At 71.9% G+C, this 24844-nt stretch carries 23 protein-coding genes, 2 tRNA genes and 1 other RNA gene; 13 read left to right on the top strand and 13 right to left on the bottom strand.

The window, feature by feature from the left end; genetic code table 11:
- The first annotated feature begins 345 nt into the window (after positions 1-345).
- A complete protein-coding gene (locus tag TCUR_RS24235) occupies positions 346-1167 on the top strand; it encodes a peptidoglycan recognition protein family protein (RefSeq protein WP_012855242.1) in 822 nt (273 codons plus the stop codon).
- 492 nt (positions 1168-1659) lie between these two features.
- Here TCUR_RS24235 and TCUR_RS24230 read toward each other — a convergent pair whose 3' ends face one another.
- Both TCUR_RS24230 and TCUR_RS24225 read right to left on the bottom strand, forming a co-directional pair.
- A complete protein-coding gene (locus TCUR_RS24230; protein ID WP_012855241.1) occupies positions 1660-1848 on the bottom strand; it encodes a hypothetical protein in 189 nt (62 codons plus the stop codon).
- A gap of 71 nt (positions 1849-1919) precedes the next feature.
- Positions 1920-3266 (bottom strand): MATE family efflux transporter, encoded by a 1347-nt coding sequence (locus TCUR_RS24225; protein WP_012855240.1) that lies wholly within the window; start codon positions 3264-3266, stop codon positions 1920-1922.
- Positions 3267-3659: 393 nt separating this feature from the next.
- Between TCUR_RS24225 and dnaB the strand changes: the two genes are divergently transcribed.
- Positions 3660-6485 carry a replicative DNA helicase gene (gene dnaB / locus TCUR_RS26125; RefSeq protein WP_041440392.1) on the top strand — a complete coding sequence of 942 codons (2826 nt, stop codon included), beginning with the start codon at positions 3660-3662 and terminating at the stop codon, positions 6483-6485.
- A gap of 67 nt (positions 6486-6552) precedes the next feature.
- On the opposite strand, the gene TCUR_RS24215 is transcribed toward dnaB, so the two are convergent.
- The 5 genes from TCUR_RS24215 to TCUR_RS24195 form a co-directional block, all read right to left on the bottom strand.
- Positions 6553-6639, bottom strand: a tRNA-Ser gene (locus TCUR_RS24215).
- Positions 6640-6680: 41 nt separating this feature from the next.
- Positions 6681-7118 carry a tRNA adenosine(34) deaminase TadA gene (gene tadA / locus TCUR_RS24210; protein WP_041440391.1) on the bottom strand — a complete coding sequence of 146 codons (438 nt, stop codon included), beginning with the start codon at positions 7116-7118 and terminating at the stop codon, positions 6681-6683.
- Positions 7119-7259: 141 nt separating this feature from the next.
- Positions 7260-7697: a tRNA adenosine deaminase-associated protein gene (locus tag TCUR_RS24205; protein WP_012855237.1), complete on the bottom strand. Its 438-nt coding sequence runs from the start codon at positions 7695-7697 to the stop codon at positions 7260-7262.
- Positions 7698-7806: 109 nt separating this feature from the next.
- The gene (locus TCUR_RS24200) at positions 7807-8292 is read right to left on the bottom strand and encodes a tRNA adenosine deaminase-associated protein (RefSeq protein WP_083790033.1); all 486 of its coding nucleotides are present in this window, start codon (positions 8290-8292) and stop codon (positions 7807-7809) included.
- Positions 8293-8655: 363 nt separating this feature from the next.
- On the bottom strand, positions 8656-8838 hold the full coding sequence (locus TCUR_RS24195) for a hypothetical protein (protein ID WP_012855235.1): 183 nt from the start codon (positions 8836-8838) through the stop codon (positions 8656-8658).
- Positions 8839-8916: 78 nt separating this feature from the next.
- On the opposite strand from TCUR_RS24195, the gene upp reads away from it, so the two are divergent.
- The 4 genes from upp (at position 8917) to TCUR_RS24175 (ending at position 12495) form a co-directional block, all read left to right on the top strand.
- Entirely contained in the window at positions 8917-9555 is a 639-nt protein-coding gene (upp, locus tag TCUR_RS24190; RefSeq protein WP_041440390.1) for a uracil phosphoribosyltransferase, read from the top strand.
- A gap of 251 nt (positions 9556-9806) precedes the next feature.
- The gene (locus TCUR_RS24185) at positions 9807-10097 is read left to right on the top strand and encodes a hypothetical protein (protein WP_012855233.1); all 291 of its coding nucleotides are present in this window, start codon (positions 9807-9809) and stop codon (positions 10095-10097) included.
- Between the two features lie 225 nt (positions 10098-10322).
- Positions 10323-10847 (top strand): PH domain-containing protein, encoded by a 525-nt coding sequence (locus TCUR_RS24180; RefSeq protein ID WP_012855232.1) that lies wholly within the window; start codon positions 10323-10325, stop codon positions 10845-10847.
- A 184-nt stretch (positions 10848-11031) separates the two neighbouring features.
- A complete protein-coding gene (locus TCUR_RS24175) occupies positions 11032-12495 on the top strand; it encodes a helix-turn-helix transcriptional regulator (protein WP_012855231.1) in 1464 nt (487 codons plus the stop codon).
- A 13-nt stretch (positions 12496-12508) separates the two neighbouring features.
- Here TCUR_RS24175 and TCUR_RS28205 read toward each other — a convergent pair whose 3' ends face one another.
- Together TCUR_RS28205 and TCUR_RS24165 are read right to left on the bottom strand one after the other, a co-directional pair.
- Entirely contained in the window at positions 12509-13543 is a 1035-nt protein-coding gene (locus TCUR_RS28205; RefSeq protein WP_012855230.1) for an EamA family transporter, read from the bottom strand.
- Positions 13543-14229 carry a B3/B4 domain-containing protein gene (locus TCUR_RS24165; protein WP_012855229.1) on the bottom strand — a complete coding sequence of 229 codons (687 nt, stop codon included), beginning with the start codon at positions 14227-14229 and terminating at the stop codon, positions 13543-13545. The genes TCUR_RS28205 and TCUR_RS24165 overlap by 1 nt, the downstream gene beginning before the upstream one ends.
- A gap of 255 nt (positions 14230-14484) precedes the next feature.
- Here TCUR_RS24165 and TCUR_RS24160 point away from each other — a divergent pair, with 255 nt between their 5' ends.
- Together TCUR_RS24160 and TCUR_RS24155 are read left to right on the top strand one after the other, a co-directional pair.
- Positions 14485-15048, top strand: coding sequence for a helix-turn-helix domain-containing protein (locus TCUR_RS24160; protein WP_012855228.1), 564 nt, complete (start codon positions 14485-14487; stop codon positions 15046-15048).
- A gap of 145 nt (positions 15049-15193) precedes the next feature.
- On the top strand, positions 15194-16465 hold the full coding sequence (locus TCUR_RS24155; protein WP_041440386.1) for a beta propeller repeat protein: 1272 nt from the start codon (positions 15194-15196) through the stop codon (positions 16463-16465).
- A 384-nt stretch (positions 16466-16849) separates the two neighbouring features.
- On the opposite strand, the gene TCUR_RS24150 is transcribed toward TCUR_RS24155, so the two are convergent.
- From TCUR_RS24150 to TCUR_RS24135, 4 genes are all read right to left on the bottom strand, one after another.
- Entirely contained in the window at positions 16850-17149 is a 300-nt protein-coding gene (locus tag TCUR_RS24150) for a type II toxin-antitoxin system VapB family antitoxin (RefSeq protein WP_012855226.1), read from the bottom strand.
- A 499-nt stretch (positions 17150-17648) separates the two neighbouring features.
- Positions 17649-18110 (bottom strand): hypothetical protein, encoded by a 462-nt coding sequence (locus TCUR_RS24145; protein ID WP_012855225.1) that lies wholly within the window; start codon positions 18108-18110, stop codon positions 17649-17651.
- A 306-nt stretch (positions 18111-18416) separates the two neighbouring features.
- Positions 18417-18504, bottom strand: a tRNA-Ser gene (locus TCUR_RS24140).
- A gap of 10 nt (positions 18505-18514) precedes the next feature.
- The gene (locus TCUR_RS24135; protein ID WP_012855224.1) at positions 18515-18838 is read right to left on the bottom strand and encodes a DUF952 domain-containing protein; all 324 of its coding nucleotides are present in this window, start codon (positions 18836-18838) and stop codon (positions 18515-18517) included.
- A 128-nt stretch (positions 18839-18966) separates the two neighbouring features.
- On the opposite strand from TCUR_RS24135, the gene ffs reads away from it, so the two are divergent.
- The 5 genes from ffs to bagB all read left to right on the top strand — a co-directional run bounded on the left by ffs (position 18967) and on the right by bagB (position 24740).
- An RNA gene (ffs, locus tag TCUR_RS25940) (signal recognition particle sRNA small type) lies at positions 18967-19062 on the top strand.
- A 21-nt stretch (positions 19063-19083) separates the two neighbouring features.
- Entirely contained in the window at positions 19084-21231 is a 2148-nt protein-coding gene (locus TCUR_RS24130; protein ID WP_012855223.1) for a DNA polymerase III subunit gamma and tau, read from the top strand.
- A 95-nt stretch (positions 21232-21326) separates the two neighbouring features.
- Complete coding sequence (locus TCUR_RS24125; protein WP_245536936.1) at positions 21327-22346, top strand: pyridoxal-phosphate dependent enzyme; 1020 nt, start codon at positions 21327-21329, stop codon at positions 22344-22346.
- A 189-nt stretch (positions 22347-22535) separates the two neighbouring features.
- Positions 22536-23531, top strand: a complete 996-nt coding sequence (gene bagA, locus TCUR_RS24120) for an ATPase BagA (protein WP_041440385.1) — start codon at positions 22536-22538, stop codon at positions 23529-23531.
- Positions 23532-23579: 48 nt separating this feature from the next.
- Positions 23580-24740, top strand: coding sequence for an ATPase BagB (gene bagB / locus TCUR_RS24115; RefSeq protein WP_012855220.1), 1161 nt, complete (start codon positions 23580-23582; stop codon positions 24738-24740).
- Positions 24741-24844: the final 104 nt, after the last annotated feature.

Raw genomic sequence — 24844 nt, 5'->3', positions numbered from 1 at the left:
TCTGAGGAAACCCCGTCAAGCTCCTTTTGGATTCTGCGTGCGGGCTTTGCAGAGCCGAGGCCGAGCTGACGGAAACCCTTCGGAGAAAGTCACGGAAGCGGTGCCGGACCAGGCGGTTCACCGAGGCTCCGTTGACCATTGGAGAGGGCAGTGGAAAACATTTGGCGGTGAGATCGAGTTGAAGGAATTTCAGCTGCCGATGTGCTGAGAGTGCAGCGTTCGAAATCCGGTTCCTGCCGTCGGTAATGGATGTCCGTTGTCCGTCAAGAGTCGGCGTAGACGCTTCGGCGGCATCCTTCCGGTCGCTACCTTCCGTAGCCGGATCGTGCGGCGGAAGGGGGACTTGTGACCGCATGTTCGCAGGGCTGGATCAGCCGCCGGACGTTTTTGAGCAGCGCGGCGGGGACCGGGCTGATCATGGCGTTTCCGCTGGTCGATCAGGCCGAGGCGGCGGAGCGGGGAGGTGGGGACACCCGGCGGCTGCTTCGCGTGCACGCCCGTGAACAGTGGGACGCCAGGCCGCCGCGGCAGCGGGCGCAGATTCTCAACCGGCCCCCGAACCGCATCGTCATTCATCACACGGCGACCGCCAACACCAAGGACTATTCACTGGAGCATGCATACCGCTTGTCGCGCCTGCTGCAGCGATTCCACATGGAACGCAACGGCTGGGACGACATCGGGGAACAGCTCACGATCAGCAGAGGCGGTCATGTGATGGAGGGGCGCAACCACACCCTGGCGGCCATCAAATCCGGCCGTCATGTGGTGGGCGCCCAGGTACGTGGCCACAACCACCACACCATCGGCATCGAGAGCGAAGGCACCTACTCCAACGCCCCGATCCCGGCGCCGCTGTGGTATTCGCTGGTGGACACATGCGTGTGGCTGTGCCACGCCTATGATCTCAACCCTTTCCTCGCGATTCGGGGCCATCGCGACTTCAATGCCACCGAATGCCCGGGCGATGTCCTGTACGCGGCGCTGCCCTACCTCCGCAAGGAGGTCGCCCGCCGTCTGCGGCGGCTGAACAAGTGGCTGCCGGCGCACGGCACCCGCCCCATCAGGCCGAACATCAAGGTCCCGGCGTTCCCGAAGCCGCCGCCACCGCCGAAGCCGCCGAAGATCCCCATCGTGGGCCGGACGAAGAACCGCACCGGCCGATGACCTCCTGACCGCGCGGCTTCACCGCCTGGTTCGGCGAGAGGCCCGAGTGAGGCGTTCCCGGCGATTCGGTGCCTTGGAGGACGGCGAGAGGGCCGAGGCCAGAGCGAGGTCCCTGGTGGGGTGCGGCAGGACGTCACCGGGCCGTACCGCTCACGGCCAGAGACGGGGAGAGAAGACGGCTGGGCCCGGCCGGTCGCGCCACGGCCCTGGCCGGGGGTGTCACGGTGCGAGGCGGGGTTCACTGAGAAAACTTCAGGGGGCTGCAGCGTTCTGCTGAGGGCGGTCTTTTCAGCGTGCGGCTTCGAGCGCCGGGGGCGGAAGGGCTTGGCGGCGCCCGGCGCTGTGATGAGCCTTTCCGGCCTGTGGTCTTGGAGGGCCGGGACGGGAGCCCTGAGGTCGGGACGCCGCAGCTCACGGCGTCGTCCCCGACCGCGGTGCCCCGTCCCGGCCCTCCGGGGAACGAGGTGGTGAAAGGCTCAGCGACGGATCGGATCAGCACTCCGCAGGGGTGTAGCGGGTCCGGCGACGGGCGATTTCGGGGTCGATCCCCTCTACCAGCGACCAGATCCCGGCGACCCGCTCGGCCAGCGTCTCAGGTGGCAGGCCGACCAGCCCTTCGGTCGCCAGCTCGTCGATCGCCTGGGCCAGCCGGGCCAGCCGTTCACCCTTGTTGGAACACATGTTCGAATCTTAGCGGAGCCCGCTCGTTGTTCGAGCATATTTTCGAAAAGCTGTCACCAGGGTCACGCCGGTCAGCCGCGCACCGCACCGGTCACCAGCCACGCCTCGCCGCGCGCCCGCAGGCCGAGCGTGACCAGCCGGGTGAGCATCCACAGCCCGAGCGCCGTCCACAGGCCCGTCAGCCCGGTCTCCAGCCGGTAGGCCGCCAGCGCGGCCGGCAGGAACACCGCCGTCGCCAGGGCGGTGGTGGCCGCCAGGTACCGCATGTCGCCGGCGCCGATCAGCACCCCGTCCAGGACGAACACCACCCCGGCGACCGGCTGCAGCGCCGCCACCGCCAGCAGCGCCGCCAGCAGCGCCGAGCGCACCCCCTCATCGGAGGTGAACAGCGCCGGCAGGTACGGCCGCGCCGCCAGCACCGCCACCGCGAAGAACAGCCCGCTGAGCACTCCCCACTCCACCATGCGCCGGGTGGCCGCGCGCGCCCCGGCCGCGTCCCCGGCGCCCAGGTAGCGCCCGGTGATGGCCTGCCCGGCGATGGCGATGGCGTCGTGGGTGAACGCCAGCAGCGTCCAGATCTGGAAGCTCACCGGGTAGGCGGCGGTCTCGTCGGTGCCCATCCGGGCGGCCACCGCCGTGCCGGCGATCAGCACCAGGCGCAGCGCCAGCGTCCGGATCAGCAGGTGCACGCCGGAGGAGACGGCGGCGTGCAGTCCCGCCCGCGAGGGCCGCACGGAGGCGCCGTGCCGCCGGGCCCCGCGCAGCACCACGGCCGCGTACACCGCGGCCCCGCCGGTCTGCGCGATCACCGTCCCCCAGGCCGAGCCCGCGATCCCCCAGCCCAGGACGAGGACGAAGACGGCGTTCAGGACGAGGTTGAGGGCGAAGGAGCCGACCGAGACGTAAAGCGGTGTGCGGGCGTCCTGCAGCCCGCGCAGCACCCCGGTGCCGGCCAGGATCACCAGCATCGCGGGGATGCCCAGCAGGCTGATGCGCAGGTAGGTCTCGGCGTGCGGGGCGACCTCGGCGTTGGCGCCGAACGCCGCGACGATCCGGCCGGTGAGCGGCAGGCCCGCGGCGACGATCGCGCCGCCGAGCGCCAGCGCCAGCCACATGCCGTCGATGCCCTGCCGCAGCGCCGCCCGCAGATCGTCGGCGCCGACCCGCCTGGCCACGGCGGCGGTGGTGCCGTAGGCCAGGAACACGAACACATAGACCAGCGCGGCCAGGGCCTGCCCGGCGACGCCGAGCCCGCCCAGCGGCGCCGGGCCGAGGCGGCCGACGATCGCGCTGTCGGCCAGCAGGAACAGCGGCTCGGCCACCAGCGCGCCGAAGGCGGGGACGGCCAGACGCCAGATCTCGCGGTCGTGGGGGTGGCGCAGGGGAGGGCGGATGCGCCAGGCGGTGGGAAGGGGCATGACGAAGATCGAGACTACCCACCCGGGTAATGACCGTAACCCCTGCTGGAACCTTACTCGATCTTGCTGCCGGCCGGATCGGGCGCCTTGATCGCCCACAGCGGCCAACTTTTCTTCCCCCACAGCCGGTGGACAACGTCTTCGCAGCTCAGAGCGGGTGTCCTCGGTGAAGGAGAGGCTTTCTCCCCAACGTTGTCCACAGGTCGTGCACACAGCTCCCGGCGTGTTTGCACAACTCATCCACAGGGTTATCCACAGGAGGCTTTGCATGCCCTCCGACCCCGCCCGCAAAATGTCATACCCGTCGGTTAGACCCGTCAGTGGGACGGCGAGGCCGGCCGTCGCATCCACGGACGGACGGTTCGTGCGGGGACGAAGAGACGGGGTGGAACCGTGAGCGTGACCGAACTCGGGTCTCACGAACGGGAGTTCGAGCGCACCCCACCCCACGACCTGGCCGCCGAACAGTCGGTGCTCGGCGGCATGCTGCTATCGGCCAACGCCATCGCCGAGGTCGTGGAGATCCTGCGCCCGAGCGACTTCTACCGGCCGGCGCACCAGATCCTCTTCGACACCATCCTGGAGCTGTACGGACGAGGTGAGCCGGCCGACGCCGTCACCGTGGTCGCCGAGCTGACCAGGCGCGGCGAGATCAACCGGGTGGGCGGCGCGCCTTACCTGCACACCTTGATGGCGACCGTGCCGACCGCCGCCAACGCCGCCTACTACGCCAAGATCGTCCGAGAGCGGGCGGTGCTGCGCAAGCTGGTGGAGGTCGGCACCCGGATCGTGCAGCTCGGCTACTCCTCCGACGGCGCCGACGCCGACGAGATCCTCGACCGCGCCCAGGCCGAGGTGCTCGCCATCGCCGACAACCGCAGCGGCGAGGACTACCTGCCGCTCAGCGAGATCATGCCCGGCGCCCTGGACGAGATCGAGGCCATCGGCAGCCGCGGCGGCCAGATGACCGGGGTGCCCACCGGGTTCGCCGACCTGGACGCGCTGACCAACGGCCTGCACCCCGGGCAGATGATCATCATCGCCGCCCGGCCCGCCATCGGGAAGGCGCTCGCCCTGGACACTCCGCTGCCCACCCCGGACGGCTGGACGACCATGGGGCGGGTCAAGGTCGGCGACTACCTGCTGGGAGCGGACGGGAAACCCACCAGGGTCGTCGCCGCGACCGAGGTCATGACCGGCCGCCCCTGCTATGAGGTGGAGTTCTCCGACGGCGAGGTCATCGTCGCCGACGCCTGGCACCAGTGGCTGACCGTCGCCCGCGACGACCGCACGGCCGCGGCGGAACGTTCCGCCGCGGGGCGGGGGGCGTGCGCCCTCGGCGCCCGGGAGGACGCTCACAGGGGTTTGCCCGCGGCACTGCGCCGCGCACCCGAGCGCCGCCCCGCCGCGGCGCTCGGCCTCGGCCCGCACCGAGGGGTGGTGCGCGTCCCGGTCCGGGCCGGTGGGAGGCACGGCCGCGCCGAAGCGGAGCTGGTGCTCATGGACGAGGCCCATCTCTGGTTTCCAGCGCCGGGGGCCGTGTTCTCCCGCTGTGTGTCGGCCCTGACGAGGGACGAACTGCGGCACGGCCGCCGGGCCCCCGGCCGGGTGTCCCGTTCTTCCGCCCGCCGGGGCGGGTCGGTTGCGATCAGGACCACCGAGGAGATCGCCCGGACGCTCCGGGACGCCCAGGGCCGCCCCAATCACGCGGTGACGGTCGCGGCGTCGTTCGACCTGCCGCACGCCGACCTTCCCCTCGACCCGTACCGGCTGGGCGTCCTGCTGAGCCGGCGCCACGCCGGGGACCGCACCCGCCCCGGAAGCCGCGAGCCGTTCGCCCCGGACGGCCGTACCGATCTGCCGGGGTCCCGCCCCGGGCGGCGGGGGGACGCCGGCTCCGTCCCTGGCGTATCCGAGCGGCCCCTAGGGAGGGACCGGGCCGAGGAGGACATCCCTGCCGCCCGCCTGCGCGCCGCTGAGCGGCGGCGTCGCGCGCTGCCGGCCAGCGCCCCGGAGGCGCGCTCCGGCGGCGGCCTGGTCGGTTTCGGGCGGCGGGAACCCGGCCTGCCGGGGGCCTGCCCCGAGCGGCGAGAGAACGCCGCCGATCCCGGTGCGTCCACCCGGCCCTTTGAGAAGGACTGGGTGGAAGAGGGCCGCATCCCTGCCGCCTATCTGCGCGCCGCTGAGCGGCAGCGTCGCGCGCTGCTGGCCGGTCTGCTGGCCGGTGCCCCGGAGGCGGGCTCCGGCGACGGCCTGGCCCGTTTCACGACGGCGAACCGCCCGCTGGCCGAGGACGTCCGGGAACTGGTGATCAGCCTGGGCCACCGGGCCGCGCTGCACAGCCGGGGCGAGGGGGCCGCGCTCCGCCACGTGGTGAGCTTCGCCCCGGCCGCCGCCGAGCCCGGCGGGCCGCACCGGCCGCAGGTGCGCCGCATCGTGGACGTGCGGCCCGTGCCGAGCGTGCCGGTGCGCTGCGTCCAGGTGGACAACGCCGACCACATGTACCTGGCGGGCCGCTCCTGCGTGCCCACCCACAACTCGACGCTGGCGCTGGACTTCGCCCGGGCGGCCTCGATCAAGCACGGGCTCACCTCGGCGTTCTTCAGCCTGGAGATGGGGCGCAACGAGATCACCATGCGCCTGCTGTCGGCCGAGGCGCGGGTGGCGCTGCACGCCATGCGCTCGGGCACCATGCAGGACGAGGACTGGACGCGCCTGGCCCGCCGGATGAGCGAGGTGGCCGAGGCCCCCTTGTTCATCGACGACTCGCCGAACATGACGATGATGGAGATCCGGGCCAAGTGCCGCCGCCTCAAGCAGCAGCACGACCTGCGCCTGGTCATCATCGACTACCTGCAGCTGATGACCTCCAACAAGCGGGTGGAGAGCCGCCAGGTGGAGGTGTCGGAGTTCTCCCGCTCCCTGAAGCTGCTGGCCAAGGAGCTGCAGGTCCCGGTGGTCGCGCTGTCCCAGCTCAACCGCGGCCCCGAGCAGCGCACCGACAAAAAGCCGATGATCTCCGACCTGCGCGAGTCGGGGTCCATCGAGCAGGACGCGGACGTGGTGATCCTGCTGCACCGCGAGGACGCCTACGAGAAGGAGTCCCCGCGGGCCGGCGAGGCCGACCTGATCGTGGCCAAGCACCGCAACGGCCCCACCGCCACCGTGACCGTCGCCTTCCAGGGCCACTACAGCCGCTTCGTCGACATGGCCCAGTGAGATGGAAAGCGAGGCGGAAAACGAACGGGCCCCGGCCTGACGATGCAGGCGGGGCCCGTTCGGACAGCGGTGGTGGTGGGATTTGAACCCACGGATGAGTTGCCCCATCACACGCTTTCGAGGCGTGCGCCCTCGGCCGCTAGGCGACACCACCGTCGCGAAGCCTACCCGACTCTGCGGCGAGCGATGAAATCCTTATCGGGTTCTGCGGCGGGCGAAGAACTCCGTCAGCACGGCTCCGCACTCGTCGGCGAGGACTTCGGCGATGACCTCCGGCCGGTGGTTGAGACGACGATCACGTACCACGTCCCACAGGGAGCCCACGGCGCCGGCCTTCGGGTCGACGGCGCCGTAGACGATGCGGTCCACCCGCGCCAGCACGGCGGCGCCCGCGCACATGGTGCACGGCTCCAGGGTGACGACGAGGGTGCAGCCTTCCAGCCGCCAGCTCCCCAGCCGGGCCGCGGCCGAGCGCAGCGCCACGACCTCGGCGTGCGCGGTGGGGTCGGCGGTCTGCTCCCGCTCGTTGCGCCCGGTGGCGATGACCCGGCCGCCGGAGTCCAAGATGACGGCGCCCACCGGGACGTCCCCGCTCTCCATGGCGAGGCGGGCCTGGTCGAGCGCCAGCCGCATCGGCGGGGCGAACTCGGCGAGGATGGGGTCGCGTGCCTTAGAAGGCTGTGCCGGAGTGGGTGCGTGCATGGGGTCGCTCGTCGAGAGATCCGGGCGGGTGAACACCGATCGTAGGGGCGCAGGCGCCGCGTCCCGGAGGGGTCAGGCCCGCAGGTTGTCGAAATCGTCGCCGAAGCCGGCCTGTTCGGCGATCTCCAGCAGGGCGTCCGCGGGCAGCGCCCGCTCGGCGAGCTCGCCGAGCCGCTCGGCGGACACCCCCAGATCCGCCAGCAGGCCCGCCTCGCCGCCCGCCTCGCCCTCGGCGACCTCCCCGATCAGCTGGGAGAACAGCGCCGCCACTCCCTCGTCGCGGGCGGCCGACAAAAAGGCCCGCACCTCGCCTTCGTCGTCGAGCCGGGCGACGGCGAACCACTCGTCGTCCGCCTCGGCCAGCAGCAGCACCGGATCGCCCAGCGCCTCCATGGCGGCCTCGCGCATCAGGTCGGCGAGATCGTCGACGCCGGTCACCTCCTCCAGGGTGGTCTCGTCGCCGATCCAGCCCTGCGGGGTTCGCGCGAAGACCGCAGCGAAGTACGACATCCATTCATTCTGACCCCTCCTCTCAGAAAGAGGGAGGGCCCCGGCTCCCACCGTCCGGTGACGTTCTCCCAGCGCAGAAGGAGGACTTCACGCGGGGCGGGAGCCGGGATCACCCCAGGGTGTCCAGGGCCCGGTCGAACGCCTGGCCGAAGCCGAGGCGTTTGGCGATGTCGGCCAGCATCTCGTCGGGGTAGCGGTCCAGGTCCCCGGAGATGGCGCCGAGCTCCATCTCATCCAGCCCCAGGTCGACGAAGATGGACATGTCGCCGACCGGCAGCACCTGGTCCAGCTCCTCGTCCTCGGGGACGGGGATGTCCAGGTACTCCAGGACTTGCCGGGCCAGCGGCCAGTCCACCGAGGCCGTCACATCCGACAGGAACAGCATCACCTCATCGCCCAGCACCCGGATGGCGACGAAGAAGTCGTCGCCGACCGCGACCAGCCCGATGGTGCCGCCTATGCTGGGCTGTTGGCGTAGGGCATGGATCAGTCCATGCAGATCCCGGGTGAGAGCAACCGGGAGAACTTCGGCTTCCCAGCAGTCGTCTTCGCGATACACCACGACGGCGAAATCCGTCGCGTCAATATCCGTCATCATCACCCCACCGGCGCGGTACCTGCCTCGGCATGTTCGCAGATGCTGCACGCGCATGCGCACCCACCGGCAAAACTTGCAGGAAAGCACAGGTTCCGCGTGACGAACGGCACTCGGCCCGTGTATGCGGGCCCCCGCCCGCATGCACGGCGGTGAACGCGTCCGGCTCTGCGGCGGTCGCGGTGGACGCGTCGGCGCGGGCGGACGGGACCGGGCGGAGGCGGACGGACCCACCGGACTTTTCCGGCACGGGGTCTTGGGGCGCCGCAGACGGAGGCCTCGACGGTGCCCGGTGCTGCGACCTCCCACGTCACGGCGTCGTCTCCGACTGCGGGCCGGCGAAGACGGGGTGCTGCAGAAGGCTCAGTGCAGCCGGAAGGTCCGGCGGCGCAGGACGGCATGGATACGGGCCCGGCGGGAACGGTGCGGCGTCACCCGCCGCCGCAGCTCTCGGGCCTCGGCCAGCTCACGCAGGAAGATGGCACGCCTGCGCAGTCGATCCCGCACCTCCTCGGGGGTCGGCTCCTCATTGCGCTCTGTGCTCATTCTCTGGTCATTCCCCGGTCAACCTCCTCCATACCGTGCATATCACCCCCGATGTGTGCGGGGGATACCGTGATCCCCATGAAGATCCTGGCCGTCGACCATCCGCTGGTCGCCCACAAGCTGACCGTGCTGCGGGACGTGAACACCGACTCGCCGACGTTCCGCCGGTTGGCCGAGGAACTCGTCATGCTGCTGGCCTATGAGGCCACCCGGGACGTGCGGGTGGCCGAGACCACCGTGCGGACCCCGCTGGCGGACGCCCCGGGCGTGCAGCTGGCCGGGCCCAAGCCGCTGGTGGTGCCGATCCTGCGGGCCGGGCTGGGCATGCTGGACGGGATGACCCGGCTGCTGCCCACCGCCGAGGTCGGTTTCCTCGGCATGGTCAGGGACGAGGGCACCCTGCTGGCCGAGACCTACGCCACCCGGCTGCCGGAGGACCTGTCGGGGCGGCAGTGCTATGTGCTGGACCCGATGCTGGCCACCGGCGGCACCCTGGCCGCCGCCGTCAAGCTGCTGCTGGGGCGCGGCGCCACCGATGTGACGGCGGTGTGCCTGCTGGCCGCCCCGGAGGGCCTGAAACATCTGGAGGAGGCGTTCGCCGGCACTCAGGTGCCGCTTCGGGTGGTCACCGCGGCGATCGACTCGCACCTGAATGAGAAGGGATTCATCGTGCCGGGATTGGGCGACGCCGGGGATCGGCTGTACGGAGTGGTGTGATTCTGCGGCCGCATGGGCCGTTGCCGAGCCTCTGAAAATGGTTTGGTCCGTCTATCGGACGGGTTGGGGCGGCGTTCGATCTTCCATCCTCGCGTCATGACTGTGGCCGGTCCTGGTGTCCACGGCGGCGACGGGCTTTCGCCGCAAGGCCGCCGCGGGCAATAGTCGATTACGGAGCGTTGTTTTTCGCTCTTCTCCGTCATCAAAGCGAGCGGAGAACCGGACGGCGTGAGCGAGGTGCTGGGATCGGCATGACTTACCACAACGACGGCGACCTGCCCGGTTACCGGGAAGTCGGCGAGCGGCTGGCCAAAGAGTTCACCGGAGTCCACGACGCGGCCACCGTGACGCGGTGCGTCACGGCCGCCCGGCACGGCGCCCAGGACGTCACCGGCTCGGCGCCCCCCGATTTGGTGGAGCGGATCGCCCGCAAGCATCTGCAGGTCCTGGCCATCGTGGCCGCCGAGAAGAAGCGCCAGGTCGCCACGGGCGCCACCGCCGACCTTGGGGCCGGTGAAGGACCCGCCCAAAGCCAGGGGTAACGCCGCCTGGGAAAAGCGAGGTGAACCGCTCGGGCGAGTGTCTTTGCCGTGGGTGGCCGCTGATGTAAGACTGACTTGGGGTCAGTGGGTCACCGTGCTCGGGGAGGCAGTTGTGCCCACCAGGAAAAGCGCCACGGGGGCTGATGCGGTCTTTGCGGCCTTCCGTTCCGTGACAGCGGCCGATGCACAGACCGGCTCGCCGGTCCCGTCCGGGAACGGTGCGGCATGAGGCTCGTCACACCCGGTGACTCGGCGCCGGCCTCGGTCAACAAGTATCTGCTGCCCCACGAAAGCCAGGTCATCACCGTGCGGCGGCACCCGGCCGTGCTGATGACGCCGGTGGGCCTGGTGCTGGGCGGGTTGATCGTCGCCGGGGTGCTCAGCAACGTCGTCGGCGAGGGCCAGTCGCTGAACTGGATCTGGTGGGGCTGGCTGCTGCTGCTCGGCTGGTTCGTGTGGAAGGTGGCCGAGTGGTCGGTGGACTACTTCGTGATCACCAATGAGCGGATGATCCACACCAGCGGGCTGATCACCCGCAAGGTCGGCATGATGCCGCTGGGCAAGGTGACCGACATGAGCTTTGAGCGGTCGCTGATGGGGCGGCTGCTGGGCTATGGGGCGTTCGTGCTGGAGTCGGCCGGCCAGGACCAGGCGCTGAGCACGGTGGACTACCTGCCCTATCCCGAGCAGCTCTACTTGGAGGTCTGCGAGATGATCTTCCCCAACAAGAACGCCTCCGCCGACGACTGACCGGCGCGCGGTGCGGCGGGTGAGCCGGATGGGAGCGGTGGGAGGCTTGGGGAAAGAGGTCGCCAATGCGGCCGAACGGCAATCTTGTCGCTGTTGCTTGGGTTACTCTCGATGTGCGGCAGCCTGCAACATGCAATCATGTCGGCACCCCTGCCTCCTGATTACTTCCGCTAAGTGAGTTCACATGCCGGGTCCAGGCAACGTCGGCGAACGAGTCCGCAACCTGCGGCTGACCAGACGCATGTCGCAAGCTCAGCTCGCCGGCCATGATCTTTCCGACAGCTACATCTCGCTGATCGAGTCGGGCAAGCGCACTCCCACGCCCGCGGTGCTGCGGCTGCTGGCCGAGCGCCTGGGCTGCACCGCCGAGTATCTGGCCGAGGGCATCGAGCCGGAACAGCGCGCCCATCTGGAAGTCCGGGAACGGTACGCCCGGCTGGCCCTGAACGCCGGTGACGCCCCCGCCGCGCTGGCCGGGTTCGACGAGGTGATCTCCGGCAGCGACGATCCGGAGCTGACCGTGCGGGCCCGCTGGGGCCGCGCCCAGGCCCTGGAGGCGCTGGGGCGCCTGGAGGAGGCCATCGCCATCTTCGAGGAGCTGCGCGAGCAGGCCGAACGGGACCCCGGCCGCAGCAGCGCGCTGCCCGCCCTGGTGGCGCTGGCCCGCTGCTACCACGCCGTCGGCGACCTGGGGCAGGCCATCACGCTGGGCGAGCGGGTGCTGGCCCGGCTGCAGGAGCTGGGACTGACCGTCGGGGAGGAGCACACCGAGGTCGGCCGGGTGCTGCTGCTGGCCTACGTCGACCGTTCCGACCCCGAACGCGCCCACCGGCTGGGCCGCGAGGTGCTGGCCATCGGCTCCCCCGCCGAGGTGTCGCTGACCGACGCCTACCGGCGGGCCAGCGTGCAGGCGCTGGAGCGGGGCGCGGTCGGCGACGCCCTCCACCTGGCCGAACAGGCGCTGGCCGCCCAGGACGAGGGCGCCCGCGCCCGCGCGCAGGCCCGGCTGCACGTGGCCGCCGCCCGGGCGCTGCTGCGCGGCGTGCCGCCGTTCGGGGACGCGCCGCACCCGGCGGCCGAGGCGATGGAGCTGCTCCGCGGCGCCGTCCGGGACCTGCACGGGGCGGAGGCGGTCGACTGCGCCATCGAGACCGCGCGGGCGCTGGTGCTGCTCGGCGAGCCCGACAAGGCCATCGAGGCGGTGGAACGGGAGCTGGCCGCCGAGGCGGGCGCCACCTCGGCCGCATCCGCGCAGTCGAACGGCCGGGTCGAGCCCGGTCACGGGGAAGACGACCGGGCGCAGAGCCGTCCCGCCGACATCGGGGCCGGGGCGCGCGCCCTGCAGCTCATCCAGGCCAGGCTGATCATCGCCCGGGCCAGGCTGGCGCAGGACGCCCGGGAGGCCGCGCTGGAGGTGCTGCGGGACGTCGCCGGGCGGCTGGAGCGGCTGGACCGCACCGGCCGGGAACGCCCGGTCGCCCACCTGCTGCGGGAGCTCGGCGAGCTGTTCGAGGCCGCCGGAGACGCCGGCGGGGCCACCACCGCCTACCGCCGGGCCCTGGAGGCGGCCGGACTGCGTCCCTCCTTTCGCCACCAGCCGGTCCTCAACGGGGAGGTGACCTCCGACGCCGGCCTGTCCACCGCCTGAGCCGGCCGTCCGGTCAGCCCGCGGTGACCAGGGCGACGCCCGCGACCGCGACGACCAGGCCCAGGTGCTGCACGGCCCGTAGGCGTTCGCTGTAGACCAGCCTGGCGAGCAGCACGGTGATCGCCGGATAGAGCGAGGTGAGGACCGCCACCAGGCTGAGCAGGCCCCGGCCGGCGGCCACGAAGTACAGGGCGTTGGCCAGGGCGTCCAGCACGCCGGAGAAGGCGGCCAGGGCGAGCGTCGAGCCGGTCATGCCCCAGGGCAGCCGGCGTTCCCGGGCGCCGGCGAGCGCTGTCGGCCCGCCGGTGTGCCCGAGCTCCTGGCGGGGGCGTGTCCTTGCGGCCTTCTCCCGTTTCGAGGCGGGCGGTTCGCCGGGCTGCGGATCCGCCCCCGGCAGGGAGCCGAACGCGCGGGCGCGGTGGATCCGGCGGGCGGCGACCGCGGCGAGGACGACGCACAGACCCGCCAGGCGGGCCGCCGTCGTCGGCCACAGCCCGCCTCCGTCGCCCGCCCGGTGCAGCAGGACGAAGAACATCCCGAAGGCCGCCCCGGACAGCAGGCCCAGGGCGGGGCCGCTGCCGGCCATCCGCCGCAGCCCGGCCGGCCCGGAGGCGGGGGAGGTGGGCCGAGCGGCCGGCTGCGCGGACTGTTCCATGCTGACCAGGCCGATGGCGATCACGCACAGCACGACGCCGGCCAGCACCGCGGGATCCAGATGTTCCCCGTGAAACGTCCCCACGATGACCGGCAGCACCGCCGCGGCCAGCGCCGAGACCGGGGCCACCACGCTCATCGGCCCTTGGGCCAGCGCGCGGTAGAAGGCGATCAGGCCGGCGCCTCCGGCCAGCCCGGCGGCCGAGCCCCACAGCAGGCCCGGCCGGGTGGGCGCCTCGCCGGCCGCCAGCGAGGCGGCCACCAGGCACACGATCCCCGCCGGGAAGCTGATCAGCAGCACCCGCAGCACGGCGAGCCGGCGGGAGGCCGCCCCGCCCATGAAGTCGGCGACGCCGTAGGCGATCGCGGCGGACAGGGCGAGCAGGGTCACCATCAGGCCGCCCCGATCAGCCTGGTGCGGATCCGCACCCCGGGGGTGATCGTGCGCAGCCGGCCGGCCAGGTCGTCGGCGGCCTCCTGCAGCCGCTGCAGCGGGTAGGGCTCCAGCCGTTCCAGCAGGAACAGCGCGTTTTGCGTGGTCTCGGTGATGTGGGTGCGCACGCACTGCCGCCAGTTCCAGCGCCGGCAGGTGACCCCCAGGTCGTCCCGCCAGACCACCTCGCCGGGCTCGGGGTGCTCCACCACGGGCTCGCCGCCCGCCCTGGTCTCGAAGTCCTCATCGCCTTGCGCCCGCACCAGCCGGGCCGTGCCCCGGTAGGCGTCGAGGTCCTCGCCGCCGATGGGCAGCGCGTACTCCACGCTCACCGCGTTGTAGGCGTCCACGACCCGGTTGATGGCCGGCAGCCGGTCGGCTCTGCGCAGCAGCGCGTCCACGGAGGGACGGGTGCGCTGCGGCTTGGCGCCGAAATCGCGGTAGGCGTCCCGCCAGGCGAGCACATGGGGGTCCTCCCCGGCCCGGGCCTGCGCGGCCTCGGCGGCGCGCCGTCCCGCCGTGCGCAGCCAGGCGGTCGAGGTGTCGTCGCTGGCGGCGTTGACCAGCCCTTCGGCCGTCATGGCCAGCACGACGAAGTCCGGCCGCAGCTTCTGGACGGCCTCCTCGATCCAGATCTCCGCAAGCATCCGCCCGCTCCTTCGAACTCCCGGTTCCCGGTCATAGTAATGACATGTACGGTTTATCAAAACGACCGACAGCGGGGGCGGCCCCGCCCCTGGGCCGTGCGCGGCCGGGGCGCCTAAAGTGCGGCCTTGTGCGCCGCGTCCCCCCGCAGGCCCGCCGGCCGGGCCGGCGGGTGCGCGGAGTTGCGGGACGAACCGAGGCATGCGGCGAGGAGGAGCGGTGCTTCAGGACGCGCCGAAGGTGAGCGGGAGCGGGCGGTGAACGACCAGTCGACGATCGGTGCGGCCGTGGCGCGGACCGTGCGCTCACTGCGGGCCGGGCACGGCTGGAGCCTGGACCAGCTGGCCGTGCGCGCCGGGGTGAGCAAAGGCGTGCTGGTCGCCTTGGAGCAGGGCCGGGGCAACCCCAACCTCGGCACCCTCATCCGCATCTCGCAGGCGCTCGGGGTGCCGCTCACCCGCCTGGTCCAGGTGGAGGAGGAACCGGCGGTGCGGGTGTTCCCGCCCGAGCGGCAGGTGGTGCTCTGGCGCGGCCCGGACGGCGGGAGCGGCGTCCTGCTGGCCGGCAGCGAGGCCCGTCCCTCGGTGGAGCTGTGGCGCTGGGAGCTGCGTCCCGGCGAGCCCCGGCACAGCGACCCGCACGCCCCGGGCACCCGCGAGATCCTCTACGTGGAGGAGGGCACGCTCACCGTGACCGTGGACGGGCAGTCCCACCCGGTCGAGGCCGGCAGCGCCGCCCTCTTCGCCGGCGACCGCCCCCACTCCTACTCCAACGAGGGCACGACCGTCTGCCGGTTCGTGCTGACCGTGCTCGACCTGTAGAGCGCCGGAATCCGGGTGGGACGGCCGTCCCGGTGCGGCTGAAGGGCGCCCGTCCCTCACAGCGGAGGAACCGCCTGGAACGACTTCAATGCGTTCAATCGTTGTCACGGTGTGGAGTCGCATATCGGAAACCCGGTCGTGAACGATGACCCCGGCCGATGACCTTTCGCCGCGTCCGGATCGGCCGCCCGCCGACCGGTGGCCGGGCGAGGTCGAGGGCGTCGCGATGTTCCTGGCCGGGGCCGGCGGAGAGCGCCTTCCCGCGGATCGGCGGGCCTCCCCATGGCGGCTGCCGCCACCGCTGCCCGCCGGAAGGCCGTGCGTCCTGTTAGACGTGGCCGCCGCCTCCCCCGAGGAGGTGTGGGTGGTCGGCCGGACCCATGGCCGTCCCCTGGCCGCCTGCTGGAACGGCGCGTCCTGGACGATGCCCTTAGTACCCCCTCCGGCCGCCGCGCTGATCGGGGCGGGCCTGGAAGGCGTGACCGTCGTGCGCGCCGTCTCCGGTGACGGCGATCCGGCCCCCGGCATGAGCCGTTTCGCCGGGGAAGAGGGACGGGAGGCCTCGCCGCACCCCGGCGGCCCGGCCGAGGTGATCGCAGTGGGAGGCGCCTACGACCGGTTGATCGGCACCGAGATTCCGCTGATCTGGCAGTGGGACGGCGCCGAGTGGACCCAGGTGCCCGCGCCCGTCCTGCCGGACGGCTCCCTGAGCGGGCGACGGGGCCCTGCCGGCGAAGACCGCGATACCGCCGAAGATTACGTGCTGACCGACGTCGCGACGGTCGGCTCCGCCGAAGTGTGGGCGGTCGGGCACGGCTTCCCCGCCCGGGGCGGCGGGCCGGTGGCCCTGCGCCGGTGTGACGGCCGCTGGCGGCCGGTCGCCGGGCTGCCCCGCGTCGCCCAGGGCAAGCTCCTGGCGGTCGGCGGCACCTCGCCGCAGGACGTGTGGGCCGTCGGCGCCGCGGACCGGACCGGGCTGGTCGTCCACTACGACGGCGGCTCCTGGCGGCGGATGCGGGTGCCCGTCACGCGTTTCCCGCTCACCGACGTGGCCGCCGTGGCGCCCGACGATGTGTGGTGCGCCGGCGGCGATGCCGTGTTGCGCTGGAACGGCCGCAGGTGGTTCCGTGTCGAGGTCCCGGTTGCGTCCGCCAACACCGTGACCGCGCTGTCGGCCACGGACGTGTGGGTGGGCGGCGCCCGGGGGGACCTGGCCCATTACGACGGGCACCGCTGGGTCTGCGTGGCCGCCCCGGAGGACCTGCACGATACGGCCGTCTGGTGCGCTTCCACCGCCGGACGCCCCCATCGCGGCGGCATGCCCACCGCCGTCTGGATGGTCGGATCCCGGCGCCTGAACCGGCCCAGGGCCGCGCCCCGGCACTGCAGATTCACCAGTTGGTCCGGCAAGGGCTGAGCGCCCTGCGTCAGCGGACCTTTGGCAACACGTGGCCCGAGGCGCCGGGAGCCTGCTGCTGTGGCGTTCCAGGTCACGGCATCGTCCCCGACTGAGACGTCCCACCTCGACCCGCGGAGACGGCGTGCAGGAAAGATCCGGCGGCCTTGGGGCCGGCTGCGACGGCGTCGGGGCGCAGCGCCCTGACCGATGCGCAAGACCGGTGAACCTTTGCAACGCGCCGCTTCCGCAGCCCAGGACGGAGATATCGCAGCTGGGAAGGAGGACGTCACCTGCGATGGCCCGGTACCGCGCGCATCCGAGGCTCCCGCCTCAGGCACCGGAGAGCACGTGTTGAAAGAGGTTCAGTGAACGCCCGGCCGATTGCGAAGGGAGCCGGGGCGGTCAGCGGGCGTCCAGGTCCAGGACCCGGGCGTGCAGGACGAGCCGCTGGTGGAGGGCGGCGCGCAGCGCCCGGTGCAGCCCGTCCTCCAGGTAGAACTCACCCCGCCAGTGCACGACGTGCGGGAAGAGGTCCCCGTAGAACGTGGAGTCCCGGGACAGCAGCGACTGCAGGTCCAGTTCTCGCTTGGTCGTGATCAGCTGATCCAGCCGGACCTGGCGGGGCGGTATCTTCGCCCAGTCCCGAGACCCCAGACCATGGTCGGGGTAGGGACGTCCGTCACCGACAGCCTTGAAGATCACCCCACGAGTCTACGGGGTCCGACCCGACCCCAAGAAGTGTAGAACTTGCAGCTCAGGGCAGTGATGATCGTGGGTAAATGACTTACCGGACGGCCTTTGCCGCCGTGAGGAAGAAGCGAAGAACGATCCCCGCTGAACTCCGGGCATAGCGCGCCCCTTGAGGCCTTCCCGCTCTGGGAGTCCGAATCGGGCGTTATGTGGCGTTGAGGTTTTCTCGGTGAACCGGTGCCGTCCTGCCCGTGCCCCGGGGCGTGTCGTCGCAGGCCACAGCGTCGCCCCGAACTTCGTTGCGGCATGCGCGATCTGCGAGAAGACCCGGTTCGGAACCCGCGCAAAGCGCCCGGCGGGCACCGCCCAGCAGAACCGGCGCGGACCGCTCACGGGCACGGCGGCCGCCGCCGCGCCACCTGCCGCTGTGAGCCGTGGAATCCCGTGAGCGACCGCGCGCCGGGCGAAAAGGCCCTGCCGCGGGGATGAGGGCCGTTCAGGGGGGTGCCGGTCATGCGGCCAGGCCGATGGCGTGCTTGGCGGCTGTGAGGGTCGAGGAGGCGAGCCCGGCGGCCCGTTCGGCGCCCCGGCGCAGCACCGCCTCCGGCTCCGCCCGGTCGGCGGCCAGTTCGGCATGGCGGGCCTGCAGAGGCTCCAGCAGGGTGATCACGGCGTCTGTGACGTCCCGCTTGAGGGCGCTGTAGGACGAGTAGCGTTCCGCCGGCGCCTGCAGGTCCCCTTCGCCGAGGCAGCCGCCGAGGATCTCCAGCAGCGCCGTCTGCCGGGTGAGGGCGCGCAGCCGCGCCGGGTCGTGCTCGACGGTCAGGGCGTGCAGATCGACCACCGAGAAGATGCACAGGCCGGTGTGCTGGGCGGCCACGAAGTGCCGCAGGGCGCCTGGGTAGTTGCCGAGGGTCAGCCGCCCGCTGGGTTTGATGCCGGAGAAGATGACGCGCCGCCGGTGCCGTGTCATGGGTTCGCTCCCTGTGGGTCGGACGTGCCGCCCGGCGGGATCGGCCCACGGACACTTCGGCCGCCCTGACCGGGCGGCCTGTCTGCGTCAGCCTGCTGCGCGCACGTTCGGGAAGACCGCCCTCAGGCGGCCCACCACGCATGGATCCGTGCACGCACGCAAGGGAGCGTGTCCGCCGCGCGAACGCCCGGACAAGAACCCCGGAGGAGGACTCGGCGGCGTCCCGCCACGGCCGAAGGGGGCACAGGACGCGTGTAGGCCGGCACCCCATGGGGTGCCGGCCTACACGTTCTGCCTGTTCAGGCATGGCGGAGGATGCGAGATTCGAACTCGCGAGGCGTTGCCACCAACACGCTTTCCAAGCGTGCGCCCTAGGCCGCTAGGCGAATCCTCCACGGCAAAGCCTACCTGGTTTCGAGCACAGACCTGACATCAATTACGGAAGTGAGTGGCAAGGGCTGGTAGACGTGGGGAAACGTGTCGTCCCCGACCCTCTCGTAGCGGACGTCCAGGCCGGTGGGGTCGATCACCAGCAGCACGAGATCCTCCGGCGCCGCGTCGCGGTAGTACCGGTGCACCACCCCGGCGATCTGCTCTTCGGAGCCGCAGCAGTGGATGAAGCCCTCTTCGGCGAAGGTGCGGCCCCTGGTCGACCCCTCGTAGGGGCCGCCTTCGGCCCGGGCGGCGTCCCACACGGCGCGATCGGCGATATGGAAGATCTCACCCATGGGCCGCCAGCGTAACCACCTCCCGAAAAGCCGCGCCCAGCGCCCGTTCCCGGTGGATTCGCCGGCGGGGGAGCCGGATGAGGGACGGGAGTGGTGCCCAGGGGGAGGCCGGATGACATAGACTCAGGGGTGACCCCTCGCATGGCGTCATCCTGTGAACCTCCCCAGGGCCGGAAGGCAGCAAGGATAAGCAGGCTCTGGCGGGTGTGCGGGGGGTCCTTTCTCTCTCACTGGACGGACCCCCGATGAGCCTGGCTCTGTACCGCAAGTACCGGCCAGCGACGTTCGCCGAGCTGAAGGGGCAGGAGCACGTCGCCGAGCCCTTGCAGCAGGCACTGCGCAACGGCCGCATCAACCACGCCTACCTGTTCAGCGGCCCGCGGGGTTGCGGCAAGACCTCCAGTGCCCGGATCCTGGCCCGCTCGCTCAACTGCGAGCAGGGCCCCACTCCCGACCCGTGCGGCAAGTGCGAATCGTGTGTGGCGCTCGGCCCCGGCGGCAGCGGCCACATCGACGTCATCGAGATCGACGCCGCCTCGCACGGGGGCATCGACGACGCTCGTGACCTGCGGGAACGGGCCTTCTTCGCCCCGGTGTCCGCGCGCTTTAAGGTCTACATCATCGACGAGGCGCACATGGTCACCACCGGCGGCTTCAACGCGCTGCTGAAGCTGGTGGAGGAGCCGCCGCCGCACCTGAAGTTCGTCTTCGCCACCACCGAGCCCGACAAGGTCATCGGGACCATCCGGTCGCGGACCCACCACTACCCGTTCCGGCTGCTGCCGCCGGGGACGCTGCGGGAGCTGGTGGAGGAGGTCCTCCAGAGCGAGGGAGTGCCGTACGAGCCGGCCGCGCTGCCGCTGGTGGTGCGGGCCGGGGCGGGCTCGGCCCGCGACACCCTGTCGATCCTGGACCAGCTGGTGGCCGGCGCCGACGAGTCCGGCATCACCTACGCGCGGGCGGTGTCGCTGTTGGGCTACACCGACTCGGCGCTGCTGAACGAGGTGGTGGACGCGTTCGCGGCCCGCGACGGGGCCGCGGTGTTCGCCGCGATCGACCGGGTGATCGAAAGCGGCCAGGACCCCCGCCGGTTCGCCACGGACCTGCTGGAACGGGTCCGCGACCTGGTGATCTTGGCGAACGTCCCGGAGGCGGGCTCCACCGGACTGCTGGATGTGCCGCCCGACGAGTTGGAGCAGATGCAGCGCCAGGCGTCTGCCATGGGCGCGGCGACGCTGTCGCGGGCGGCGGACCTGCTGCACGCCGGGCTGCGGGAGATGCGCGGGGCGACCTCGCCGCGCCTGGCACTGGAGCTGGTGTGCGCCCGGATCCTGCTGCCGGCCGCCTACCAGGACGAAAGGTCCCTGCTGGCCCGCCTGGAGCAGCTGGAACAGCGGATCGCCCAGGGCGGTATCGGCACGACGGTCACGGGCGGAGCTTCCCCTGCAACCGGTGCGCCGGCCCCGAGCGCCCCTGCGCCGCAAGGGCTGGCCGCGCCTGCTGCCGCACCCGCATGGCCGTCCGCCGAATCGGCGAGCCGGCAAGCTCCTTCCGCATACCCGACTGCTCCTTCCCGACCGCCTGCGCCAGAACCCCCCGCCCAAGGACCGTCCAACCAGAGCGCTGGGGCCTCCCCGGCCCCGGTACAGGCCGTGCCCGCTGCCCCGCGTCCCGGCGGAGCGGGCTGGGGGGCCGCTGCCACCCCCAGTGTGGGTGGCGGGATCCCGGCACCGGGAGCCGAAAACCGTTCTGTGGATAACCGGTGGGGCGCGCCCTCCCCGCCCGCACCGGCGTCGAGCAACGCCCCGGCAGGTGGCGGCCCGGATGTGGCGGCGGTCCGGCAGGCGTGGCCGAACATCGTCGAGGCCGTCAAGAAAAAGAGCAAGGTCGCCTGGACGTCGATCATGTCCGGGGTCCAGCCGGTCTCCCTGGAAGGCAACCTGCTCACCCTCGCCTTCGAGGTCCCCGGCGCCCGCACCAACTTCGTCAACGGCCGCCGGGACACCGTGCTGCGCGAGGTCTTCCGGGAGTTCTTCGGGGTGGACTGGCGAATCGACACCGTGCTGGCCGGTGCCGCCCCGGCCGCCCGCCAGGCGGCGCCCGTGTCACCGGCCCCGTTCACCCGCCCGGCCCCGGCCGCGCCGGCGGCTCCACCCGCTGCGGCGCCCGCGCCCACCCGGCCCGAACCGGTGGCCGGCCCGCCCCAGCCTCCGCCGCCCCCTCCGCCGCCGGACGAGCCGCCTCCGCCCCCGCCCAGCGCACCGTTCGACGAGGTCGATGAGGTCGATCCGGAAGGCGACGCCGACGCCGATGCCGAGGCGGCGCTCACCGGGATGGAGTTGATCAAGCGCGAGCTCGGCGGCCAGATCATCCGCGAGATCGACAACTCCTGATCTGCGGCGGGGTTCTCGAGCCCGTCCCTTTGGGCCGCTGACGCCCCCGGACGAATCTCGTGCCCGGGCCCAAGGCCGCGGTTACGCTGCGGCCCGTGGAGTCTTCGCGGGCATGGGCGGCCGCCGCCATCGCTCGAGTGGAGCAGGACACGGTCGTCACGCCGTTGCGGGAAGTGCCGCTGCCTCCCGAGTGGGGGGTCGGGCTGTATCTGAAGGACGAGTCGGCACAGCCCTCGGGCAGCGTCAAGCACAGGCTGCTGGGAGCGGCGTTCGTCCACGCCCTGGCGGCGGGGCAGATCGCCGAGGGGGACACGGTGGTGATGGCCTCGGCGGGACCGGCCGCCAAGGCGGGGGCGTATTTCGCTCGCCTGCTGGGGCTGGATTTCATCGCGGTCGTTCCCCGATCGACCCGGCCCGAGAAGATCGCCGAGATCGAGGCCGCCGGCGGACGCTGCCATCCCCACCACCCGCCCGTCGCGATCTACCGGGAGGCCCGGCGGCTGGCCGCCGACATCGGCGGCCACTACCTGGACCACTTCGCGGTCGCGGCCCACGTCATCGACTGGCGCGGCGAGGCGGGCAACATCGCCGCGGAGATCCTCCGGGGGTGTGCGCGTCCGCCGGAGTGGATCGTGACGGGGGCCGGGACCGGCGCGACGTCCGCGACGATCGGGCGTCATCTGCGCTACCACGGCCACCGGACCCGCCTGGCGGTGGCCGACCCGGAGAACTCCGCGTACTTCCCCGGGTGGGTCAGTGGCGCGTCCGACTACGCCACCGGCATGCCCTCGCGCATCGAGGGCATCGGCCGGCCGCGCATGGAGCCCGGCTTCCTGCCGTCCGTGGTCGATCTGGTCGTGCCGGTCCCGGACGCGGCCGCCGCCGGGGCGCTGGCCCACCTGCGGTCGTTGACCGGGATCACCGCCGGAGGCTCCACCGGAACCTGCCTGTGGGCCGCCTGGCGGCTGATCGACAAGATGCGGACCGAGGGCAGGACGGGCGATGTCGTCGTGGTCATGGGCGACGCCGGCAGGGCCCCCGCCCTGGACGGCACCGCCTATGCGGAGGCCATCGACCGTTTCCTGGCCACCGGCGTCCTTGTCGTCCCCTCATGACCGGTACAGAACGCGCACTGCGGGAAATGCCTGATCTGTGAGGTTCAGGGTGCCCCTGGGGCGGGGAGGGAAGCTCTGGAGAGACCGGGTAGTGCTTTCCGGAGGGCCGGGAGGGCTGTGTCAGGGATTACTTGCATACGACCGGGTGCGGCCCGGAGCCGCCGCTGACCGAGCGATATTGTGAATCGAGTGAGCGCGAGAGACACCGATTGGGACGGCGTCCGGCTGCACGTCGTCACCGGCAAGGGCGGCGTCGGCAAGACGACCGTGGCGGCCGCGCTCGCGCTGGCGCTGGCCGCGGGCGGACGCAACGTCCTGTTGGTGGAGGTCGAGGGCCGCCAGGGCATCGCCCAGCTCTTCGACTGCCCGCCGCTGCCGTACGAGGAGCGCAAGGTCGCCATCGCCCCGGACGGGGGCGATGTGTACGCCCTGGCGGTGGACACCGAAGAGGCGCTCATCGAGTACCTGGAGATGTTCTACAACCTCAAGCGCGCCGGGAAGGCGATGAGCCGCCTTGGCGTGGTCGACTTCGTCACCACGATCGCCCCGGGCCTGCGCGATGTCATCTTGACCGGCAAGACGAGCGAGGCCGTGCGCCGCAAGCGGCCCGACGGCTCGTTCGTCTACGACGCGGTGGTGATGGACGCCCCGCCGACCGGGCGGATCACCAAGTTCCTCAACGTCAGCGAGGAGGTCTCCGGGCTGGCCAAGGTCGGGCCGGTGCGCAACCACGCCGACATGGTGATGCGGGTGGTGCGCAGCCCCGAGACGGCGGTGCACTTTGTGACGCTCCTGGAGGAGATGCCGGTCCAGGAGACCCTGGACGGCATCCAGGAGCTGAAGGACGTGGGGCTGCCGGTGGGCGGCGTCATCATCAACATGGAGCACCCGCCGATGCTGGACGCCGAAGCGCTGGCCGCGGCCGCGGCCGGGCGGCTGGACGCCGACGAGATCGTCCGCGGGCTCAAGGCCGCCGGGCTGGAGCACGACGCCGAGCAGATCGCCCGCGTCCTGGCCGCCGAGGCCGCCGACCACGCCAGGCGCATGGCGCTGCAGGCGCGCGAGAAGGAGCGGCTGGCCGCGCTGCCGCACCCCAAGTACGTGCTGCCGCTGCTGCCGGACGGAGTGGACCTGGCCGGGCTGTACGACCTGGCCGACGCCCTCCGCGAGCAGGGGGCGGCCTGACCCCGTCCGAAAGCCCCGCGGCCTCGACCACGACCCAGTGAGGAGCCCATGAGCGCCCACAGGACCCCGCCGGTGCTGGACGTCGACGCGCTGATCGACGACCCCCGCACGAAGATCATCGTGTGCTGCGGGTCGGGCGGCGTGGGCAAGACCACCACCGCCGCGGCGATCGGGCTGCGCGCCGCCGAACGCGGCCGGGACGTGGTGGTGCTGACCGTGGACCCGGCCAAGCGGCTGGCCCAGTCGATGGGATTGACGGAGCTGGACAACAACCCGCGCCGCATCGAGGGCATCGCGGGCGACGGCGAGCTGCACGCCATGATGCTCGACATGAAGCGCACCTTCGACGAGATCGTCGAGGCGCACGCCGACCCGGATCGGGCCAAGCAGATCCTGGCCAACCCCTTCTACCAGTCGCTGTCGTCCAGCCTGTCGGGGACGCAGGAGTACATGGCGATGGAGAAGCTGGGGCAGCTGCACCGCTCCGGCGCCTGGGACCTCATCGTCGTGGACACCCCGCCGTCGCGGAACGCGCTGGACTTCCTGGACGCGCCGGAGCGGATGGGCCGGTTCCTCGACAGCCGGTTCATGAAGATCCTGGTGGCGCCGGCCCGCACCGGAGGCCGGCTGGGGGTGAAGGTGTTCACCGCCGGGTTCGGCATGTTCGCCGGCGTGCTCAACAAGGTGATCGGGCTGCAGCTGCTGCGGGACGTGCAGACGTTCGTGGCGGCCTTCGAGACGATGTTCGGCGGCTTTCGGGAGCGCGCCGAGAAGACCTACCGCCTGCTGCAGACCCCCGGCACGGCGTTCCTGGTGGTGGCGGCCCCGGAGACGGACGCGCTGCGGGAGGCGTCCTACTTCGTGGAGCGGCTGGCCGAAGAGCGCATGCCGCTGGCCGGGATCGTCATCAACCGGATGCAGACGGTCGATCCCGGCACTCCCACGGCCGCCCGCAGCCTGGCGGCGGCCGAGATGCTGGAGGAGCGCGGCGAGCACCCGCTGACCGCCGCCCTGCTGCGGCTGCACGCCGACCGCAGGCAGCTGGCCGCCCGCCAGGAGCGGCTGCGGGAGCATTTCACCTCGGCCCACCCCACCGTCCCGGTGGCCGTCGTGCCCGCCCAGTCGGAGGACGTCCACGATCTGGAGGGGCTGCGCCGGGTGGGCGCCGACCTGGCCGCCAAGTGGACCTCCGCCGCCAAGCCCGCCTGACCGAGCCGGGCGCTCGCCCCAAACGGTGCGCGCAGGGCGCTGGACGGGATGAGTCCGTCAGAGGGCTTGAAACCTAGTACTAGGGAGAAAAATAGTCAAAATTG

It is taken from the genome of Thermomonospora curvata DSM 43183 (assembly GCF_000024385.1).
In the GTDB taxonomy this organism is placed as follows: Bacteria; Actinomycetota; Actinomycetes; order Streptosporangiales; family Streptosporangiaceae; genus Thermomonospora; species Thermomonospora curvata.
This window is presented reverse-complemented; position numbering and strand designations above follow the sequence as displayed.

What these genes read in the sequence shown, in the direction of transcription:
- TCUR_RS24230 (WP_012855241.1), bottom strand. Translation starts at nt 1,848, where the DNA reads ATGTGTTCCAACAAGGGTGAACGGCTGGCCCGGCTGGCCCAGGCGATC.
- TCUR_RS24225 (WP_012855240.1), bottom strand. Translation starts at nt 3,266, where the DNA reads ATGCCCCTTCCCACCGCCTGGCGCATCCGCCCTCCCCTGCGCCACCCC.
- tadA (WP_041440391.1), bottom strand. Translation starts at nt 7,118, where the DNA reads ATGCGGCTGGCGCTCGACCAGGCCCGCCTCGCCATGGAGAGCGGGGAC.
- TCUR_RS24205 (WP_012855237.1), bottom strand. Translation starts at nt 7,697, where the DNA reads ATGTCGTACTTCGCTGCGGTCTTCGCGCGAACCCCGCAGGGCTGGATC.
- TCUR_RS24200 (WP_083790033.1), bottom strand. Translation starts at nt 8,292, where the DNA reads ATGACGGATATTGACGCGACGGATTTCGCCGTCGTGGTGTATCGCGAA.
- TCUR_RS24195 (WP_012855235.1), bottom strand. Translation starts at nt 8,838, where the DNA reads ATGAGCACAGAGCGCAATGAGGAGCCGACCCCCGAGGAGGTGCGGGAT.
- upp (WP_041440390.1), top strand. Translation starts at nt 8,917, where the DNA reads ATGAAGATCCTGGCCGTCGACCATCCGCTGGTCGCCCACAAGCTGACC.
- TCUR_RS24185 (WP_012855233.1), top strand. Translation starts at nt 9,807, where the DNA reads ATGACTTACCACAACGACGGCGACCTGCCCGGTTACCGGGAAGTCGGC.
- TCUR_RS24180 (WP_012855232.1), top strand. Translation starts at nt 10,323, where the DNA reads ATGAGGCTCGTCACACCCGGTGACTCGGCGCCGGCCTCGGTCAACAAG.
- TCUR_RS24175 (WP_012855231.1), top strand. Translation starts at nt 11,032, where the DNA reads ATGCCGGGTCCAGGCAACGTCGGCGAACGAGTCCGCAACCTGCGGCTG.
- TCUR_RS28205 (WP_012855230.1), bottom strand. Translation starts at nt 13,543, where the DNA reads ATGGTGACCCTGCTCGCCCTGTCCGCCGCGATCGCCTACGGCGTCGCC.
- TCUR_RS24165 (WP_012855229.1), bottom strand. Translation starts at nt 14,229, where the DNA reads ATGCTTGCGGAGATCTGGATCGAGGAGGCCGTCCAGAAGCTGCGGCCG.
- TCUR_RS24155 (WP_041440386.1), top strand. Translation starts at nt 15,194, where the DNA reads ATGACCCCGGCCGATGACCTTTCGCCGCGTCCGGATCGGCCGCCCGCC.
- TCUR_RS24145 (WP_012855225.1), bottom strand. Translation starts at nt 18,110, where the DNA reads ATGACACGGCACCGGCGGCGCGTCATCTTCTCCGGCATCAAACCCAGC.
- TCUR_RS24135 (WP_012855224.1), bottom strand. Translation starts at nt 18,838, where the DNA reads ATGGGTGAGATCTTCCATATCGCCGATCGCGCCGTGTGGGACGCCGCC.
- TCUR_RS24130 (WP_012855223.1), top strand. Translation starts at nt 19,084, where the DNA reads ATGAGCCTGGCTCTGTACCGCAAGTACCGGCCAGCGACGTTCGCCGAG.
- bagB (WP_012855220.1), top strand. Translation starts at nt 23,580, where the DNA reads ATGAGCGCCCACAGGACCCCGCCGGTGCTGGACGTCGACGCGCTGATC.